Source organism: Sphingomonas phyllosphaerae, assembly GCA_036946405.1.
Taxonomy (GTDB): domain Bacteria; phylum Pseudomonadota; class Alphaproteobacteria; order Sphingomonadales; family Sphingomonadaceae; genus Sphingomonas; species Sphingomonas phyllosphaerae_D.
This window is the reverse complement of record JAQIJC010000001.1, coordinates 2,705,860-2,724,942: the sequence shown is the minus strand read 5'-3', so window position 1 is coordinate 2,724,942 and position 19,083 is coordinate 2,705,860. Positions and strand designations below refer to the sequence as shown.

Genomic DNA, 19,083 nt, shown 5'->3' with positions numbered 1-19,083 from the left:
CCGCAACGCCATGGGACCGGCAGTGGCTCCACATCAGTCGCCGCGATCGAACCTCGCGAGCATCTCCTCATCGGGAAAAGCCAGCAAGCTCTCGTAGGTGCGCGGCTCCGGCTCGGTGACGCGGCGCAACTCCGGCCAGCCTGCGCGGCGGATCGCCCATAGCGCCTTTGCGGCGTAACTGGCCTTCGCCGCTGCGAAGGTCGGATCGACGATGATATAGCCCGGCAGCGCGGCGGCGATCGCGTCGAAGTCGCTACGGGGTTGTTCGTGGCCGTGATATTCGAACGCCACAATGGGCCGATAGCGCGCGATCGTGCCGGCCAGCCCGCGAAACACCGACGCTTCCCACCCCTCGACGTCCATTTTCACGAAGTCGATCCGTGATAGATCGAGCCCGGCGACGTAATCATCCGCGCGGCGGATCGGCAACTCGATCACCTCGACGCGCGCGTCGGTGGCGGCGTCGTCGCGCAGGAAGCCGCTCGCGCCGAGATTGCCCGACACGTTCGAGGCGAAGCGAAACATTCCCTCGTCGTCGCCCAGTCCGATGTGGTGCAGCGTGATCCGATCATCCAGCGCGTTGCGCGTGACATTGTGCTTCAGCCTCGCGAACGTGACGGGATTGGGCTCGAACGCGTGGATGGCGGCGATATGCGGCGCCAGATACAGCGCGTGATTGCCGATGTTCGCGCCGATATCCAGCATGACCGCGTCGCGCGGCAACACCTTCAGCAGGAAATCGAGATATTGCCGCTCGTAGATGCCGAATTGATAGATGAAGGAATCGACATACTCGTGCGGGTACAGCCGAAAGGTCAGCCCCTCCGGCGTGCGGTGGTCGAATGGCTCGCGCGCGGCCGCCCAGCGCCGCCGCTGCCATGGCGCGATGAGCAACCGATGGACGGCCTTTTTCGAGGCGATCGCCACTCCCTTCAGTGTGTCCGACATCCAGATTCCCCCCTCCGCAATCCGACTCTTCGATAGTGGCGGAGGTTGGTGCACGACGCCAGCGCCGTGACGCGCATTCCGCGATTGACTCGTGCCACGGCGGGCGTAGAGGGCGCTTCAGTCGATGCCGCGCAAGGGGCATGGGCAGGCGCGGGAGAGCGCGGCCGGCCTTTCAGGTCATCAGCCGCCGCCGAAGGAGCAACCACCCCGGAATCTCTCAGGCAGCAGGGACCGCGCCGGCCGATCGACACTCTGGAAAGCGGCGCATGGGCTTTGCCTCGTGCGCCCACCGAAGGGGTAACCCGGCGCGGCCGGGGAAAGCTCTCAGGTTCCGTGACAGAGGGGGCATTCGGATCGTCAACGGGCTTCGGCTCGGCGCGACCGGCCTCTTGCGACGGAAGACCTGTGATGAGCGATACGCCCATTCTCCACCATGGCGGCACCCATGAAGACGACGGTTTCGAGCCGCTGGAGATACTGACGCTCCCGCTCGACGCCTGGCATCGCGCGAAGGGCGGCCGGATGGTCGAGTTCGCCGGCTACCACATGCCCGTCCAGTACGAAGGCATCATGGCCGAGCACCTCTGGACGCGCGAGAATGCCGGGCTGTTCGACGTCAGCCACATGGGCCAGCTGTCGATCACCGGCGAGGGCGTCGCCACCGCGCTGGAGGCGCTGATGCCCGCCGCGATCAGCGATGCGCCGCTCAACAAGGCGCGCTACTCGCTACTCCTCAACGAAGAGGGCGGGGTGCTCGACGATCTGATGCTGACGCCGCAAGCCGCGGATCGCATCTACATGGTCGTCAACGGCGCGACGAAGTACGACGATGTCGCGCACTTGGTCGAGCATCTGCCCGACGATATCACACTCAACATGATGGAAGATCACGCGCTGCTCGCCGTGCAGGGGCCGAAGGCGGTCGAGGCGGTGGCGCGGCTGGTGCCCGGCGTCGCGGCGCTGACCTTCATGCAGGCGGGCGCGTTCGAGTGGAACGGCCACGCTTTGTGGATCAGCCGCTCGGGCTATACCGGCGAGGACGGCGTGGAGATGTCGGTGCCCGCCGAGGCCGCCGAGGCGTTCGCCGATGCGCTGGTCGCGCAGCCGGAGATCAAGCCGATCGGGCTCGGCGCGCGCGACTCGCTGCGGCTGGAGGCGGGGCTCCCGCTCTACGGCCACGACCTTGATCCCGCGATCACCCCGGTACAGGCCGATCTCGGCTTCGCGCTGTTCAAGCGCCGCCGCGAGGCCGCCGACTTCCCCGGTGCGGCGCGCATCCTCGCCGAGCGCGAGAATGGCCCCGCCACCAAGCGCGTCGGGCTGCTGGTCGAGGGGCGTCAGCCGGTCCGCGAAGGCGCCGACGTCGTCGACACCACGGGCGCGGTCGTCGGCCGGGTCACCAGCGGCGGCTTCGCGCCGACCGTCGGCGCGCCGATCGCAATGGCCTATGTCCCGCTTGCGGATGCCGCGCCCGGCACCGTCGTTACCCTGTCGCAGCGTGGCAAGGCGCACCGCGCCACCGTCACCGCGATGCCGTTCGTTCCCCACCGCTACTTCCGAGGAGTGAAGTAAAGATGAGCCGTTATTTCACCGAGGATCACGAGTGGATCGACGTCGATGGCGACACCGGCACGGTCGGCATCAGCGACTATGCGCAGGGTCAGCTGGGCGACATCGTGTTCGTCGAAGTGCCTGACGCGGGCCGTTCGCTGTCGAAGGGCGACGAAGCCGCGGTGGTCGAGAGCGTCAAGGCCGCGTCGGACGTCTATTCGCCCGTCTCCGGCAATGTGCTCGAAGGCAATCCGGCGCTGACCGACGAGCCGGCGCTGGTCAACAGCGATCCCGAGGGCGACGGCTGGTTCTTCAAGATCACGCTGTCGGACGCCTCCGAGCTCGACGCGCTGATGGACGAAACCGCCTACGCCGCCTTCGTCGCGAAGCTGTGATGTAACCATAGCCCCCTCCCCTGCGGGGAGGGGGGTGGGGGAGGGGCGCGTGCTCGTAGGACGGTCGCCGTCTCGCCTGCCGCTGCCCGTACCCCCGGGACGCTACCCCTCCCCCGACCCCTCCCCGCCGGGGAGGGGGGAGAATGACAGAATGCGCTACCTGCCCCTTACCCCCACCGACCGCCAGGACATGCTGGCCGTCATCGGCGCATCGTCGATCGACGAACTCTTCGCCGACGTGCCCGACGCCGCGCGGCTCGACGGCCCGATCCACGACCTCCCCAATCACGCCAGCGAGCTGGCGGTCGAGCGCCACATGGCCGCGCTCGCCCGCAAGAACACCGTCGCGGGCGAGGTGCCGTTTTTCCTCGGCGCGGGTGCGTATCGCCACCACGTCCCCGCCAGCGTCGATCACCTGATCCAACGCGGCGAATTCCTGACCGCCTATACGCCGTACCAGCCGGAGATCGCGCAGGGCACGCTCCAGATGCTGTTCGAGTTTCAGACGCAGGTCGCCGCCTTGCTCGGCACCGATGTCGCGAACGCCAGCATGTACGACGGGTCGACCGCGTGCTGGGAAGCGATCGGGATGGCGCGGCGGATCACGCGGCGCGGCAAGGCGATCCTGTCGGGCGGGCTGCACCCGCATTACGTCTCGGTCGCGAAGACGATGGCCAAGTACACCGGCGATGTGCTCGACACCGCGCTGCCGACGCTGGGTGCCGACACCGATCTCGACGCGCTGATCGCGAAGATCGACGACGACACCTCGTGCGTCGTCGTCCAATATCCCGACATCCTCGGCCGCATCGCCGACCTGACCCCGCTCGCCGATGCCTGCCATGCGAAAAAGGCGCTGCTGATCGCCGTCGTCACCGAGCCGGTCGCGCTCGGCGCGATCCGCTCGCCGGGCGAGATGGACGCCGACATTGTCGTCGGCGAGGGCCAGTCGCTCGGCGTCGGGCTGCAGTTCGGCGGACCCTATGTCGGTCTGTTTGGCTGCAAGGAGAAATACGTCCGCCAGATGCCGGGCCGGCTGTGCGGGCAGACCGTCGACGCCGAGGGGCGGCGCGGCTTCGTGCTGACGCTCTCCACCCGCGAGCAGCATATCCGCCGCGAGAAGGCGACCAGCAACATCTGCACCAATTCCGGGCTGTGTGCGCTGGCGTTCTCGATCCACATGACCTTGCTGGGCGAGGCGGGGCTGCGGCGGCTCGCGGCGCTCAACCACGCGGGCGCGTGCCGTGCCGCCGATCGGCTGGCGAAGGTGCCGGGCGTGCGCGTCGTCAACGACACCTTCTTCAACGAATTCACGCTCGACATCGGGCAGGAGGCGCGGCCGGTGGTACGCGCGCTCGCCGACAAGGGCGTGCTGGCGGGCGTGTCGCTCGGGCGGCTGTACCCGGGCGAGGACGCGCTGGCGAACGGGCTGATCGTCGCCGTCACCGAGACGGCGACCGACGAGGATATCGAGGCGCTGGCGACCGCGCTTCAGGAGGCACTGGCATGAGCATCAACGCAAGCGGCTGGAAGCCGACCGCTCCGATCGCCGGCGGCAACGCCGCACCGACCTTCACCGGCAACAAGGCACTGATGCTCGAAGAGCCGCTGATTTTCGAGATCGGCTCGACCGAGACGACCGGCGTCGACTTCGCCGATGCTCCCTCTCCCCTTTGGGAAGAGGGCCGGGGTAAGGGGTCGGTGTCTCACCGAGAGGCTGGTCTCGGTGAGACCTCGACCCCTCACCCAACCAGTTCCGGGTCAACATCGCCCCGCGATGTTGAGAATGTGCCGGGGGCACATTCGACCCGGAACTCCCCAAAGGGGAGGGGGCTAGACCGGCTCGGCGACCTGACGCGCAAGAGCGAGATCGGGCTGCCCGGCCTGTCGGAGCAGGAGACGGTGCGCCACTACACCCGGCTCAGCCGCCAGAATTACGCGATCGACCTCGGGCTGTTCCCGCTCGGCTCGTGCACGATGAAGCACAATCCGCGCTTGAACGAGAAGGTGGCGCGGATGCCGGGCTTCGCCGACATCCACCCGCTCCAGCCGGTCGACACAGTGCAGGGCGCGCTGGGCGTCATCAACGAGCTGGCGGTGTGGCTCATCAAGCTGACCGGCATGTACGGCGTCGCGATGAGCCCCAAGGCCGGCGCGCATGGCGAGCTGTGCGGAATCCTGTGCATCAAGGCGGCGCTGGAAAAGCGTGGCGAGGGCCACCGCAAGGTCGTGCTGGTGCCCGAGAGCGCGCACGGCACCAACCCGGCGACCGCCGCCTTCGCGGGCTTCACGGTCGAGGACATTCCCGCCACCGCCGACGGGCGCGTCGACACCGCGGCGCTCAAGGCGCGGCTCGGGCCGGACGTCGCGGCGGTGATGATCACCAATCCGAACACCTGCGGGCTGTTCGAGCGTGATCTTAAGGAGATCAGCGACGCGGTCCACCAAGCGGGCGGCTACGTCTATTGTGACGGCGCGAACTTCAACGCGATCGTCGGGCGCGTCCGTCCCGGCGACCTCGGCGTCGATGCGATGCACATCAACCTCCACAAGACCTTCTCGACCCCGCACGGCGGCGGCGGGCCCGGTTCGGGGCCGGTGGTGCTCTCGGAGGCGCTCGCGCCGTTCGGCCCGCTGCCGTTCACCGCGCGGATGGCCGACGGGCACATCCAGCTGATCGAGGAAGAGCATGTGGTGAACCGTGCCCCGCACGGTTCAGCCGTGTCCGGGGGACACGGCGACCACATGCTCGCTGGCGACGACCATCCCGACACGTTCGGCCGCATGGTCGCGTTCCACGGCCAAATGGGCATGTTCACCCGCGCGCTCGCCTATATCCTCAGCCACGGCGCGGACGGGTTGAAGCAGGTCGCGGAGGATGCGGTACTCAACGCCAATTACGTGCTGCGCTCGCTGGAGGATGTGCTCGACGCACCGTTCGCGGGGGCGGGGCCGTGCATGCACGAGGCGATCTTCTCGGATAAGGGCTTCGCCGCCGGCTTCTCGACGATCGACGCCGCCAAGGCGCTGATCGACGAAGGCTTCCACCCGATGACCATGTATTTCCCGCTGGTCGTTCACGGTGCGATGCTGATCGAGCCGACCGAAACCGAGAGCCGCGCCGCGCTCGACCAGTTCATCGGCGCGCTGCGCTCGGTGGCGGAGCGGGCGAAGGCCGGCGACCCGTCGCTCAAGACCGCCCCGCACTTTGCCCCCCGCGCGCGCCTCGACGAGACGCTCGCGGCGCGCAAGCCGGTGCTGACGTGGAAGCCGCCGGTCGCGCAGGCCGAGGCGGCGGAGTAGGTCGATATCGTCATTGCGAGCGTAGCGAAGCAATCCAGAGCGTCGCGCGCTGGGCGCTGGATTGCTTCGCTACGCTCGCAATTGTCTGTTGGAGATGACGTAGGGGGGTGGTGTCCTGCATGAGCGGGATGCCCGGCATCAGGTGGCCACCTGATGCCGGGCGCGGGCAACCGGGCCGTCTCGCAATAGGGCTTTTCGCCCGTCGTCATCCCGGTCGGTTGCCCGCTTCCCGTCACGCCTGGTGAGTTGCAGGGGCCGCTCGACGACGCCCGCAGACAATCGCAGGCTATCGCCGAGGATAACCGTCATGACCCGCTCCGCCAACCCCGCCACTGACGCCGCCGCCACCACGCCGACCGGGTTCGTCGGCTGCGACGTCGGCAAGGCCGGCATCGCCGTCTTCGACAGCGTCACCGGCCGCGCCACCACCATCGCCAACACGCCGCTTGCGCTCGACGCCTTTGCCGCCGCGCTGCCGCCCGGGCGCCTGCTGGTCTGCGAGGCGACCGGCGGCTACGAGGCCGCGCTGCTCGCGGCGGCGTCACGCGCCGGCCATGCCATCCACCGTGCCGATGCCCGCCGCGTCAAGGCGTTCATCCGCTCGCTGGGAACGCTGGCCAAGACCGATGCGCTCGATGCCCGTGCGCTCGCGCGCTACGGGCAGGAGCGCCACGAGCGCCTCGACCGCTGGCACCCGCGCGATGAACACCGCCAGGAGCTCGCGACGCTGGTCAACACCCGCAGCGATCTCGTCCGTGCCCGCACCGCGTGCACCAACCGCCTCAAGGCCCCCGGCGCCGGCCCGGTCGCCGCCGAGCTGCGCGCGCTGGTCGCCGCGCACGACCAGGCCATCGCCGCGCTCGAGGCCCGGATCGAGGCGCTGCTCGCCGGCTGCGCATCACTCGCCCGCACCGCCAGCGTCCTGCGCACCATCCCCGGCATCGGCGCGACCACCGCCGCGGCGCTCATCGCCCTCCTGCCCGAACTCGGCACGCTCGGACGGCGCCAGATCGCCAGCCTCGCCGGCCTTGCACCCCATCCCCGCCAAAGCGGCACCGTCGATGGCTATCGCCGCACCCGCGGCGGCCGCCCGGAGGTCAGGCGCGTCACCTTCATGGCTGCCCTCTCCGCCGTCCGCTTCGCGCCCGACATCAAGGCCTTCTACCAGCGCCTCCGTGACAGCGGCAAAAAACCCATCGTCGCCCTAACCGCCGCCATGCGAAAACTCATCACCATCGCCAACGCTAAAATCCGCGATGATGCCGCGCAACTGAGTTGATGACGTGACCACGCTCAATCCTCCGGCGCGGCGGTCACCGTCTGTTGCTTCCCCAGCCGCTGCTCGCGCCACACGATGAACAGCCCGCTCGCGATGATCACCGGCGCGCCCACCCACGTCATCGCGCTCGGCAGCACCCCGAACAGCAGCCAGCCGTACAGCGTCGCCCAGATCAGTCCCGAATAGTCCATCGGCACCACCGTCGTCACCGGCGCCAGCTTGGCCGCCCCGGTCAGCGCCAATTGCCCGCAGCCCCCGACCATTCCGATCGCGGCGAGGTTCAGCCACGTCAGCGGATCGTGCGCCTTGAGGTGGAAGGCGTAGGGTACCGCGATCAGCGGCAGCGTCAGCACCGAGAACCAGAATACCGTCGTGCCCGACGGCTCGTCGCGCAACTGCCGCAGCAGGATCGCGACCAAAGCGACGAACAGCGCCGCCAGCAACCCGACGATCGCCCCGAACAGCGGCACATGCGCGCCACTCCCCGGCTGCGCGACGATCAGCACCCCCGCGAACCCGACCAGCACCGCGCTCCAGCGCTGCACGCCGGTGCGTTCGCCCAGCACCAGCGCGCCGAGGATCGTCGCGAAGATCGGCACCGTGAACTGGAAGGTCGTCGCCTCGGCGAGCGGCAGTAGCAGTACCGCACCGAACGTGAACACCATGCCGACCACGCCCACCAGCGAGCGCGCCAGATGCCCCTTGATCCGCGCCGTCCGCAGCGACCCCAACCCGCGCGTCGTCGCGACGAACGCCAGCACCACCGGCAACGCGCACGCCTGTCGCCAAAACATCGTTTCGGGCAGCGACGCGCCGCGCGTCTCGGCCAGCTTCACCAGCGCCGACATGGTGGACAGAAAGAAAATCGCCAGCAGGCGCAGGGCGATGCCCTTCAGGACGCGATCACCCGACATGGTGCCGTCCCTAACCGCCGCACTCCGCCAAAGGAACCCCGCGCGTTGCCGCTTGGCGAGCGGGCGCTTTTGCCGCTATCGCCGCGCGCATGAAACATGCGCTCCCCGTCACCCGCGAGGCCGACTTCGCCGCCTGGTATCAATCCGTCATCACCGAGGCCGATATGGCCGAGGAATCGGGCGTGCGCGGCTGCATGGTCATCCGGCCATGGGGCTATGGCATCTGGGAGCGGTTCCAGCGGCTGCTCGACGACCGCATCAAGGCGACCGGTCACGAGAATTGCTATTTCCCGGTCTTCATCCCGCTCAGCTATTTCGAGCAGGAAGCGAGCCATGTCGAAGGCTTCGCGAAGGAGATGGCGGTCGTCACGCACCACCGGCTGATCGCGGACGGGAAGGGCGGGCTGGTTCCCGACCCCGCCGCGAAGCTGGAGGAGCCGCTCGTCGTCCGCCCGACCAGCGAGACGGTGATCGGCCACGCCTTCGCGCGCTGGGTGCAATCGTGGCGTGATTTGCCGGTGCTCATCAACCAATGGGCGAACGTCGTCCGTTGGGAGATGCGGACGCGCATGTTCCTGCGCACCGCCGAATTCCTCTGGCAGGAGGGGCATACCGCCCACGCCACCGCTGACGAGGCGCGCGAGGAAACGCTCAAGATGCTCGAAGTCTATCGCGACTTTGCGGAGAATTGCGTGGCGGTGCCGGTGATCGCGGGTGAGAAGCCCGAGAACGAGCGCTTCCCCGGCGCGGTCGGCACTTGGTCGATCGAGGCGATGATGCAGGACGGCAAGGCGCTCCAGGCCGGCACGTCGCACTTCCTCGGCACCAATTTCGCCAAGGCGCAGAACATCCGCTTCCAAAATGCCGAGGGGCAGCTGGAACATGCCCAGACCACAAGCTGGGGCGTGTCGACGCGGATGATCGGCGCGCTCATCATGGTGCATGGCGACGACGACGGGCTGCGCGTGCCGCCGCGCGTCGCGCCGTGGCAGGTGGTGATCGTCCCGATGCTGCGCGACGCGCCCGAGGATGAAGCGCTGGTGAGCTATTGCCGCGCGTTGCAGCAGGCACTGGCGGCGGAAAGCGCGTTCGGCGAGCCGGTACGCGCGCTGCTCGACCTCAAGCCGGTCAAGGCGACGAACAAGCGCTGGGGCTGGATCAAGAAGGGCGCGCCGCTCGTCATCGAGGTCGGCGGGCGCGACATGGCGGCGGGCAATATTTCGGTGATCCGCCGCGATCGCCTGTACCGCGAAGACGGCAAGCTCGACAGCGCGGCGGTGGCGCGCGACGGCTTTGCGGGCGGGGTCGCGACGCTGCTCGCCGACATCCAGCAGACCTTGTTCGATCAGGCGAAGGCACGGCTGGAGGCGAACATCGCGCCGGCCAGCGACTGGTCGCAGGTCGAGACGCATTTCGCGGAGGGCGCGAAGAACCCCGGCTGGCTGGAAGTGCAATGGTCGCGCCCGACCGGCGCGGCGCTCGACGCGGTGGTCGAGCGGCTGAAGGCGCTCAAGCTGACCCTGCGCAACGCGCCGATGGGGCAGGCGTCCGCGGACGGTGCGTGCATCTTCACCGGCGACACCGCGGTCGAACGCGTGCTGGTCGGGCGCGCGTATTGACCTTTGCAGCCGTCGCCCCGGACTTGATCCGGGGCCCCGCTTCTTCTTGAGGACGGAAGGAAGAAGCGGGATCCCGGATCAAGTCCGGGATGACGAAAGTTGCGGTTGGCGGTGGATGCCCATCGGGCTGAAGCTCAGCTCAGAACCGCGTCCTTAGCGTCAGGCCATAGGTCCGCGGCTCCGCGAGGAACGACGCGAATAGCTGGTTGCCGACGCCCCCGAACGATTGCACCTGCTGCTGGCTGCCTGCGCCCTGGAACGGCGCGTTGAACGCCACCTGCTGGTAGTCGGTGTCGAGCAGGTTCTGTGCCCAGACCTCGATCGCCCAGCGATCCTGATTGCCGCGCAAGCCGACGCGGGCGTTGAGCAGGGTAAACCCATCCTGCGTCTTCTCGACGAACAGGTCGGAACCGGTATTGTAATCGGACACCGTCCGCTGATCGACGTAGAACAGCGCCGACATGCCGCTGCTGCCGATCGGCGGGTTCCAGCTGACCGACGTGGTGATGACGTTACGCGGCGCGTTCGACATCTGCGATCCCGACAGCAGGAACAACGCCGGATCCAGCGCCGCCCCGGCATCCGACCCGACCAGATTGCGGCGATACTTCGTGTCCGCGAACGTATAACCCATGTTGATCGCCAGATGCTCGACCGGGTAAATTCCCGCCTCGGCCTCGAACCCCTGACTGACGACGCCGTAGCGCACGTCGCCGGTGCACGCGCCGGTCGCCAGCGAATTGTCGCGATCCGCGCCGTTCAGCCCGTCCGAGCACGATCCGATATTCTCGACGACATAATTGGTGCCGTTGAACGTATTGAGCTGGAAGTTCTTGAACTCCGACCGGAAGCCGGCGAGGTTGAACGTGAACTGCCGGCTCGAATATTTCAGCCCGACCTCATAGGCATTGACCGTCTCGGGATCGAAGCGCAGCCGGCTGCCATCGATATTGGCGATCGTCGCGGGATTATAGGCGTCGCCCAGATCGGAGCGGTCGAGATTGTAGCCGCCCGCCTTGTAGCCGCGCGAATAGCTGGCGTAGGTCATCAACCGGTCGGTCGGTTTCCAGCTCAGCACTGCGGTGCCGGTCACCTGATTCTCGCGCAACTTGTCGTTGATCGTGCGACCGTTCAGCGCGCTGGACGAATTGCCCGTGCAGGCAAGGGTGGCGATCCCGCGGGTCAGCGCGGCCAGCGTCGCGTTGTTGAACAACGGGTTCAGCAATGCCTGCACCTGCGGACAGACGGTGTTGTTGTTGCCGAACGTCGCGTCGAAGTCCTTCTGCTCCCGGGTCCAGCGGGCACCGGCGGTCAGCGACAGCCGGTCGGTCAGCCGGAAGATGTTGTGGGTGAAGACCGCGAAGCTCTTGCTGTTCTGGTTGTAGACGTCACGCGTCGTGCCAAGGTCGTTGAGCCGCGAGAGCAGATCGACGGCCGGCAGGATGAGCCCGGCGGCCTGGCCCAGTCCGGCGCCGATCGCTTGTCGCCCGGTGGCACCGCCCAGCGGTGCGAGCGGGGTGGTGCCGAGACAGCCCGGATTGGCCGGATTGCGCAGCGCGGCGGTGGGATTGATCGTCGCGACGATCCGGCAGGCGGCGAACGCACCATAGTCGCGCCCGAACTTCAGATTGTCGACGACCTGCAGATTCTCGTTGCTGAAGAAGCCGCCGATCAACCAGTTGAGCCGGTCCCCGAACGCCTCGCCGTTCAACCGCAATTCCTGGGTGAAGGTGTGGAATTGCCGGTAGTTGTTGCCGTCGTCGGGGCGATAGCCGATGTCGAGCACGTTGGCGTCGATGTCGTTCGCGCCGTCCGACTTATACTCGCGATAGGCGGTGATCGACGTCAGCGCCGCGCTGCCCAGATTCCAGTCGATCTGCCCCGACCCGCCGTAATCCTTGGTGACGTTCGAATAGGCACGCCCCGGCGTGAAGGCGATGCGGCGGCTGTACGGATCGTTGCCGGCCGGGAAGACGCTGCCCGCCGGATAACCGCGCAACGCCGCGACCTGCTGCATGACGCTGACGATGCGGTTGCCCGCCGGGTTGATCGCATAATCGCCCGGCGTACCCGGCGTTGGGTCGGTCTTCTCGCGCGTGTCGACATAGACCGCGCCGCAACACTTTTCGTTACGCCACGTATAGTCGCCGATCAGTCGCACCGAGAAATCGGGCGACGGCTCCAGCAGCAATTGCCCACGCACGAACCAGCGATTGCGATCGTTGTAATCGGTGTCGTTGACCACGTCGCGATAGAAGCCGTCGCGCTTCGACGCGACGCCGTCGATCCGGAATGCGAGCAGGTCCTTGACGATCGGCCCGGTCACCGCGCCCGCGACGCGGTAGAAATCGTAATTGCCGTAGGTCCCCTCGGCATAGCCGCCGAAGTCGAACGAGGGCGCCTTGGTGTAGATGTTGATCGCACCGGCCGAGGAATTGCGCCCGGACAGCGTGCCCTGCGGCCCGCGCAGCACCTCGACGCGGTCGACCTCTCCGAGATCGTTGAGCCCCGAGCCGGTGCGGCTGCGGTACACGCCGTCGATGAACACCGTCACCGAGCTTTCGAGCCCGGGGTTGTCGCCGACGGTGCCGATGCCGCGCACCCGCGCCGAGGCATTGGCTTCCGATCCGGTCGACGAGACGTTCAGCGACGGCGCAAGCTGCGCGAGCTGGCGAATGTCGGTCGCGCCCGAGTTCTGGAGCGCGGCCTGGCTGACCGCGTTGATCGAGATCGGCACGTCGGCCAGCCGCTCGGCGCGGCGGGTGGCGGTAACGACGATATCGCCGGCATTGAGCAGCCCGGTGTCGCCGGCTTGCGCGGAGGCGGTGTCGCTCTGTCCGGCGACCGCGGCGTTGGTGGTAACGGGGCTCGTCTGGTCCTGCGCCAGGGCCGGCATTGCCAGCACCGCGGCGGCGGTGGACAGAAGGGTGGCGGTAAGACGCATGGCGCTATCTCTCTCCCAATGTCATCCGAACTCTTTGAAGGTTCGGTATTGGGTGAGCGTAACGCAGAAGCCGCGTCCGTCCAGCCATTTTCGAGCGTCGACGCGAAAATTCGAAAACACTGTCGAACGAATGCAACGCCGCCGCGCTGGTCAGGGCGCGGCGGACGTTACGGCAGGCTTGGCAAAAGCGGGCGTTACTTCGGCGCGAGCACCATCAGCATCTGACGGCCTTCCATGCGCGGATAGGCTTCCACCTTCGCGACTTCCTGCACCTGCTCGGCGACTCGCTGCAGCACGTTCATGCCGAGCTGGCCGTGGCTCAGCTCGCGACCGCGGAAGCGCATGGTGACCTTCACCTTGTCGCCTTCCTCGATGAACTCGACCACCTTCTTCATCTTGGTGTCGTAATCGTGGTCGTCGATGTTCGGACGCATCTTGATCTCCTTGATCTCCTGCGTCTTCTGCGACTTGCGGGCGAGATTCGCCTTCTTCTGCGCCTCGTACTTGAACTTGCCGACGTCGAGGAACTTGGCGACGGGCGGATCGGCGTTGGGCGACACTTCGACCAGGTCGAGCCCGACCTCGCGCGCCTGCTCCATCGCCTCGCGCGTGTACATCACGCCAAGGTTCTCTCCCTCGTGGTCGATCACGCGGACCTTCGGGCTCTGGATCCACTCATTGAACCGCGGGCCGTTCATCGGAGGCGCCTGCATCGGACGGCGCGTCATGGGAGGACGTATGGGTATTTCTCCTGTGTCGGTTTACCCTCGCAATATAGGGCATAGGTTCGCGTTTTGGAAGCGGGTGCACCGCTAAAGCCCTCTCCCCTTTGGGGAGAGGGTTGGGAGAGGGGTTCGGGCCTCGCAGAGAGGGCGCTCTCGGTGAGACTCCTACCCCTCACCCAAACCCTCTCCCCGGCGGGGAGAGGGCTAAAGAAACCACATCCGTCGCGCGAACGTCGCTGTCTAGCGCTTCGGCCCGGTCCGTGCCGGCGCGTTGAGGATGCTTTGCATCGCATTGTTGCGGTTGGTGATCTCCGCCTGTTCGGAGTCGGTCAACCGCCCGTCGCTGCCATAACGCTGCGCCAGATCGTCGGTAATGGCATTCTCGGTCTTCGCGCGCCGTGCATCGCTGCGCGACAGCCGACCGGCGGAGCGCTCGCGATCGATGCGCCCGTTGTTGTCGTGGACGCTCGTGCCGACCTGTCCGGCGATCCCCGTCTGCGCCGAAGCGGGCAGGGGCAGCACCAGCATCGCAAGCAAGATATGCATCGGTCCGCTCTCCTATGTGCCCAGGCATCATAAGAGAGCGGACCGACGACGTCGAGCGTCAGCGCAAATCCGGCGCCAGCGCCTCGTCGCGCAGCATCTGCACTGCTTCGTCGAGCGTCAGGAATGTCTGCGCCTGGCTGCCCAGCCGGCGCAGCGCGACCTTGCCTTCCTCCGCCTCGCGCTTGCCGACCACCAGCAGGTTCGGGACCTTGGCGACCGAATGTTCGCGCACCTTGTAGTTGATCTTCTCATTGCGCAGATCGGTTTCGACGCGGATGCCCGCCGCGCGCAGCTTGGCCGCCACCTCATGCGCATAATCGTCGGCGTCGGAGACGATCGTCGCCACCACCGCTTGCACCGGCGACAGCCACAACGGGAAGCGCCCGGCGTGATGCTCGATCAGGATACCGATGAACCGCTCAAACGTGCCGAGAATTGCGCGGTGCAGCATCACCGGGCGATGGCGGTTGCCATCCTCGCCGACATAGCTCGCGTCGAGCCGGTCGGGCAGCACGCGGTCCGACTGGATCGTCCCGACCTGCCACGTCCGCCCGATCGCGTCGGTCAGGTGGAATTCCAGCTTCGGCGCGTAGAAAGCGCCTTCGCCGGGCAGCTCCTCGAACTTGTCCTTGATCTCCTGCGGCAGGTTCGACGCCTGCACCGCATCGCGCAATTCCTGCTCGGAGCGGTCCCACATCTCGTCCGATCCGAAACGCTTCTCGGGGCGCAACGCCAGCTTCACCGCATAATCGGTGAAGCCGAGATCCTGATAGACCGAGTGGAGCAGCTCGCAGAACTTGCGCACCTCCTCGACCAGCTGGTCCTCGCGCACGAAGATATGCGCATCGTCCTGCGTGAACTGGCGGACGCGCATGATCCCGTGCAGCGCGCCATGCGGCTCGTTGCGGTGGCAGCAGCCGAATTCGGCCATGCGGATCGGCAGGTCGCGATACGATTTGATCCCCTGCTTGAAGATCAGCACGTGCGCCGGACAATTCATCGGCTTCAGCGCCATCATATCGGCGTCGCCCGAAATGACCGCGCCCTCGTCCTCGGTATTGGGGATTTCGTCGGGCACGACGAACATGTTCTCGCGATACTTGCCCCAGTGCCCCGACTGTTCCCACTGCCGCGCGTCCATCAGCTGCGGGGTCTTCACCTCGGCATAATCGGCGGCGTCGAGCCGGCGGCGCATATACGCTTCCAGCTGCCGCCACAGGATATAGCCCTTGGGGTGCCAGAACACCGAGCCCTGCGCCTCGGACTGAAGGTGGAACAGGTCCATCTCCGCGCCGATCTTGCGGTGGTCACGCTTGGCGGCTTCCTCCAGCATCGTCAGATGCGCGTCGAGCTGCTTCTTGTTGAGCCAGCCGGTGCCATAGACGCGGCTGAGCATCGCGTTCTTCTGGTCGCCGCGCCAGTACGCGCCCGACACGCGCGTCAGCTTGAAGGCATTGGGATCGAGCCGCCCGGTCGTGGGCATGTGCGGCCCACGGCACATGTCGAGCCATGCGCCCTGCCGATAGATCGTCAGCTCCTCGCCGTCGGGCAGTTCGGCGGCCCATTCGGCCTTGAACGTCTCGCCCTGCTTCTTCCACGTCTCGATCAACCGCTCGCGCGACCAGACCTCGCGCGTGAACGGCTCGTTCTTCGCGATGATGCGGCGCATTTCGGCCTCGATCGCGGGCAGATCCTCGTCGGTGAACGGGCGGTCCTTCGGTGCGAAGTCGTAATAGAAGCCGTCCTCGGTCGCCGGGCCGAAGGTGATCTGCGTGCCCGGAAACAGATGCTGCACCGCCTCCGCCATCACGTGCGCGAAGTCGTGCCGCGCCAGCTCCAGCGCGTCCGCCTCGTCCTTCTGCGTCACCAGCGCGAGCCGCGCATCCTGCGTCAGCGGGCGCGACAGGTCGCGCAGTTCGCCATCCACGCGCGCGGCGATCGCCGCCTTGGCGAGCCCCGGCCCGATCGCGGCGGCGATGTCGGCGGGAGTGGTGCCGGACGCGACCTCGCGGACCGAACCGTCGGGCAGCGTGATCGAGAGCATTTCCATCGAAGGGTCTTCCTGCACAAAGTCGTCACAACGGCCTAGCGATGCCGTGCCCCGACGAAAAGAGCGGCGTGGGTGGTCGTCAGGGTGGAAAGCCGCCGCACCGTCTCCACCCGGTCCGGGCGGGCGGGGCCCCCAGCGTCAGGCGATGACGCGGGCGCCGGCCCCCGGACGCGGCCGGGTGGTGATAGTAGTGAGCATCGTCATCACGCTCCCGACATAGCGAGCAGACCGCGCCTGCGCCAGCCATTCTCCAGCAAGCTTGCCGCCCCTATATACCGGCCATGCCTGTCGAGATTTCGGCCAATCCCCACTTCTATCTGCTGCTCGGCGCGCTGTTCGTCGCCGCGCTGGTGGCGCGACGCATCCCGATCCTGCGCACGCTCGTCAGCCTAGCGCTGTGGGTCGGTGCCGGGCTGCTGTTGTACGCGACGATCGCCGAGCGTGGTCGGTTCGACCCGTGGCTCGGCCGTGCGGCGGCGGCGCTCGACATGGATGAACAGAAGGTCGCGGGCGAAGAAACCCGCATTCGCATGAGCCGCGACGGCCATTTCTACGTCCGCGCGACGATCGGTGGGGTTGAGCGCCGCCTGCTGGTCGACAGCGGTGCGACGATCACAGCGCTGTCGCCCGCCACCGCCGCTGCCGCCGGGGTCGAGGTGAAGCCCGCGGTCTTCCCGGTGCTGCTCAAGACCGCGAACGGCACGATCCGCGCCGACACCGGCGAGGTGCCCGAACTGCGCTTCGGCAACGTCGTCGCGCGCGATCTGGCGGTGGTTGTGTCGCCCGCGTTCGGCGATGTCGACGTGCTGGGGATGAACTTCCTGTCACGGCTGAAGAGCTGGCGGGTGGAGGGCCGCACGCTGATCCTGACGCCGCACCATCCGCAGGAGGCGAAGACCGAGGTCTGACCGAGCCTTGCCGCACGCGCCGGCTTTGTGCCAGACCGGCTGCGGGGATTTAGCGGGGCGGATCAAGACGATGGAAATGACCGGCGGCGGGGCGACCTGCCTCAATTGCGGTGCGTCGCGCATCGGCGATTACTGTCATGTCTGCGGACAGTCCGGGCACATCCACCGCACACTCGGCGCGTGGTGGCACGATTTTACGCACGGCGTCCTGCACATCGAGGGCGCGGTGTGGCGGACGATCGGGATGCTGCTGCGCCACCCCGGCGCGCTGACCCGCCGCTACATCAATGGCGAGCGCCGCCGCTTCCTCTCACCGCTGGCGCTGTACCTCTTCTCGGTTTTCCTGCTCTACATCGCTTACTCGCTGTTCGGCGGATTCGCGAGCGTCAACGCGCCGTCCGGCAACGCCCGCGCGCAGCTCGTCGCCGAGCAAAGCCGCATCGCCGACCTCGGCCAGACGCTTCGAGGTCAGCGCGCGGTGGCCGCGCGGGCGGGGCGCGATACGACCGCGCTCGACGCGCGCATCGCCCAGGTCGCGACGAACGCGCGGGAACTGGAAAGCGCGCGCAAGATCATCGACCGGATGCCGAATGCGTCCGACGGGGTGAACGAGCCGATCAAGACCGGCTGGCATACGCTTGACGAGAAACTCAATCACGCGATCGAGGACCCCGAGCTGTTGCTCTTCAAGATGGAGGCGAACGGCTACAAATTTTCCTGGGCGCTGATCCCGCTATCGGTGCCGTTCATGTGGCTGCTCTTCGCATGGCGGCGCGACGTGCACCTGTTCGACCATGCGGTGTTCGTCACCTATTCCATGAGCTTCGTCAGCCTGCTCATCACGACGATGATCCTGTGGTCGAGCGCGCTGCATCTGCCCGGCGTCGCGCTGCTGATGCTGCTGTTTCCGGTGCATTTGTTCGTGCAGCTGCGCGGTGCGTACCGGCTCGGCAACGGCAGCGCCGCGGTGCGTACCGCGGCCGCGCTGTTCGCCTCGCTGGCTGCGCTCGTGATCTGGGTGGCGCTGCTCCTGTTGCTCGGCATCGCGCACTGAGGTCTTCGTCGCCCCGGGCTCACGCGACCCCGAACGGCACGACATGGTTTGCCTGCGTATGCCCGATCTGCGCGCGTCCCAGATACGGTACCCCCAGATCGCGGCACCAGCGCGTCATCATCGCCTCGATCGGCTCGCTCCAGTCGGGCTCGTTGTCCTTCACCGCCGTCACCGCCCCAAGCCGCACGCCCGCGATGCTGCGCAGCTGCGTGGCGTTGCCAAGCGTGAACAGCATCCGGTCGATCGCATACATCGCCTCGGACACTTCCTCGACGATCAGCACATGGTCGGCGAGATCGGGCAGATACGGCGTCCCGATCAGCGCCGCGAGGATCGACAGGTTGAACGCCGCCGCCGGCCGGCCGTCGAGCCCCGGCTCCAGCCCCGCACGATCCCCCCGCGCCAGCCACCCCAGTGATCGCGCCACCGTCGCGTCGCCGTCACGCCGCCGGATGTCGCTCGCCATCGGCCCATGCACCGCGCGCCCGATCCGCCGCGCGTACAGCGCGCCGAGCAGGAAGCCGACGTCGGAATAGCCGAGATAGGTCTTGGTCCGCGCCGCCGGCCCCAGCTGCGGCATGATCGTCGCCAGCAACCGGTTCGACCCATAGCCGCCGCGCAGGAACCAGATCGCGTCGAACGCCGGATCGTTGGCAAATTCGAGGAACGCCGCCGCGCGCACCGCGTCCGATCCCGCGAAATGCCCGTCCTGCGCATAGCATTGCGGGTGAAAGACGAGGTCGATCTCGGGATAGGCGACCGCCGCGAAGGCGGACACCGGCGCGATCACGTCCGGGTTGGCGACGCTGCTCGCCGCCAGCACTCCGATCCGCATCGCCACCTCCTG

General features: G+C 67.3%; 15 protein-coding genes and 1 riboswitch. Of the genes, 8 read left to right on the top strand and 7 right to left on the bottom strand.

What is annotated here, in order from left to right:
* Positions 1-33: 33 nt before the first annotated feature.
* Positions 34-948 (bottom strand): FkbM family methyltransferase, encoded by a 915-nt coding sequence (locus tag PGN12_12905; protein MEH3104790.1) that lies wholly within the window; start codon positions 946-948, stop codon positions 34-36.
* A 141-nt stretch (positions 949-1,089) separates the two neighbouring features.
* Positions 1,090-1,192, top strand: a riboswitch (glycine riboswitch).
* 164 nt (positions 1,193-1,356) lie between these two features.
* Between PGN12_12905 and gcvT the strand changes: the two genes are divergently transcribed.
* The 5 genes from gcvT to PGN12_12880 all read left to right on the top strand — a co-directional run bounded on the left by gcvT (position 1,357) and on the right by PGN12_12880 (position 7,476).
* Positions 1,357-2,520, top strand: coding sequence for a glycine cleavage system aminomethyltransferase GcvT (gcvT, locus tag PGN12_12900; protein ID MEH3104789.1), 1,164 nt, complete (start codon positions 1,357-1,359; stop codon positions 2,518-2,520).
* Positions 2,521-2,522: 2 nt separating this feature from the next.
* A complete protein-coding gene (gene gcvH / locus PGN12_12895) occupies positions 2,523-2,894 on the top strand; it encodes a glycine cleavage system protein GcvH (GenBank protein MEH3104788.1) in 372 nt (123 codons plus the stop codon).
* A 151-nt stretch (positions 2,895-3,045) separates the two neighbouring features.
* A complete protein-coding gene (gcvPA, locus tag PGN12_12890; GenBank protein MEH3104787.1) occupies positions 3,046-4,404 on the top strand; it encodes an aminomethyl-transferring glycine dehydrogenase subunit GcvPA in 1,359 nt (452 codons plus the stop codon).
* Positions 4,401-6,197, top strand: coding sequence for an aminomethyl-transferring glycine dehydrogenase subunit GcvPB (gene gcvPB / locus PGN12_12885; GenBank protein MEH3104786.1), 1,797 nt, complete (start codon positions 4,401-4,403; stop codon positions 6,195-6,197). The genes gcvPA and gcvPB overlap by 4 nt, the downstream gene beginning before the upstream one ends.
* A 307-nt stretch (positions 6,198-6,504) precedes the next feature.
* Complete coding sequence (locus PGN12_12880) at positions 6,505-7,476, top strand: IS110 family transposase (GenBank protein MEH3104785.1); 972 nt, start codon at positions 6,505-6,507, stop codon at positions 7,474-7,476.
* A gap of 14 nt (positions 7,477-7,490) precedes the next feature.
* On the opposite strand, the gene PGN12_12875 is transcribed toward PGN12_12880, so the two are convergent.
* The gene (locus tag PGN12_12875; GenBank protein MEH3104784.1) at positions 7,491-8,390 is read right to left on the bottom strand and encodes a DMT family transporter; all 900 of its coding nucleotides are present in this window, start codon (positions 8,388-8,390) and stop codon (positions 7,491-7,493) included.
* Positions 8,391-8,479: 89 nt separating this feature from the next.
* Here PGN12_12875 and proS point away from each other — a divergent pair, with 89 nt between their 5' ends.
* Positions 8,480-10,009, top strand: coding sequence for a proline--tRNA ligase (gene proS / locus PGN12_12870; GenBank protein MEH3104783.1), 1,530 nt, complete (start codon positions 8,480-8,482; stop codon positions 10,007-10,009).
* A gap of 139 nt (positions 10,010-10,148) precedes the next feature.
* On the opposite strand, the gene PGN12_12865 is transcribed toward proS, so the two are convergent.
* From PGN12_12865 to thrS, 4 genes are all read right to left on the bottom strand, one after another.
* The gene (locus tag PGN12_12865; GenBank protein ID MEH3104782.1) at positions 10,149-12,953 is read right to left on the bottom strand and encodes a TonB-dependent receptor; all 2,805 of its coding nucleotides are present in this window, start codon (positions 12,951-12,953) and stop codon (positions 10,149-10,151) included.
* A gap of 194 nt (positions 12,954-13,147) precedes the next feature.
* Positions 13,148-13,681 carry a translation initiation factor IF-3 gene (infC, locus tag PGN12_12860; GenBank protein ID MEH3104781.1) on the bottom strand — a complete coding sequence of 178 codons (534 nt, stop codon included), beginning with the start codon at positions 13,679-13,681 and terminating at the stop codon, positions 13,148-13,150.
* Between the two features lie 237 nt (positions 13,682-13,918).
* Positions 13,919-14,224, bottom strand: a complete 306-nt coding sequence (locus PGN12_12855; GenBank protein ID MEH3104780.1) for a hypothetical protein — start codon at positions 14,222-14,224, stop codon at positions 13,919-13,921.
* Positions 14,225-14,282: 58 nt separating this feature from the next.
* Entirely contained in the window at positions 14,283-16,268 is a 1,986-nt protein-coding gene (gene thrS / locus PGN12_12850; protein ID MEH3104779.1) for a threonine--tRNA ligase, read from the bottom strand.
* Positions 16,269-16,555: 287 nt separating this feature from the next.
* Here thrS and PGN12_12845 point away from each other — a divergent pair, with 287 nt between their 5' ends.
* Complete coding sequence (locus PGN12_12845; protein MEH3104778.1) at positions 16,556-17,182, top strand: TIGR02281 family clan AA aspartic protease; 627 nt, start codon at positions 16,556-16,558, stop codon at positions 17,180-17,182.
* 70 nt (positions 17,183-17,252) lie between these two features.
* Positions 17,253-18,236, top strand: coding sequence for a DUF3667 domain-containing protein (locus tag PGN12_12840; GenBank protein ID MEH3104777.1), 984 nt, complete (start codon positions 17,253-17,255; stop codon positions 18,234-18,236).
* Between the two features lie 19 nt (positions 18,237-18,255).
* On the opposite strand, the gene PGN12_12835 is transcribed toward PGN12_12840, so the two are convergent.
* Positions 18,256-19,071: an LD-carboxypeptidase gene (locus PGN12_12835; protein ID MEH3104776.1), complete on the bottom strand. Its 816-nt coding sequence runs from the start codon at positions 19,069-19,071 to the stop codon at positions 18,256-18,258.
* Between the last annotated feature and the right edge of the window lie 12 nt (positions 19,072-19,083).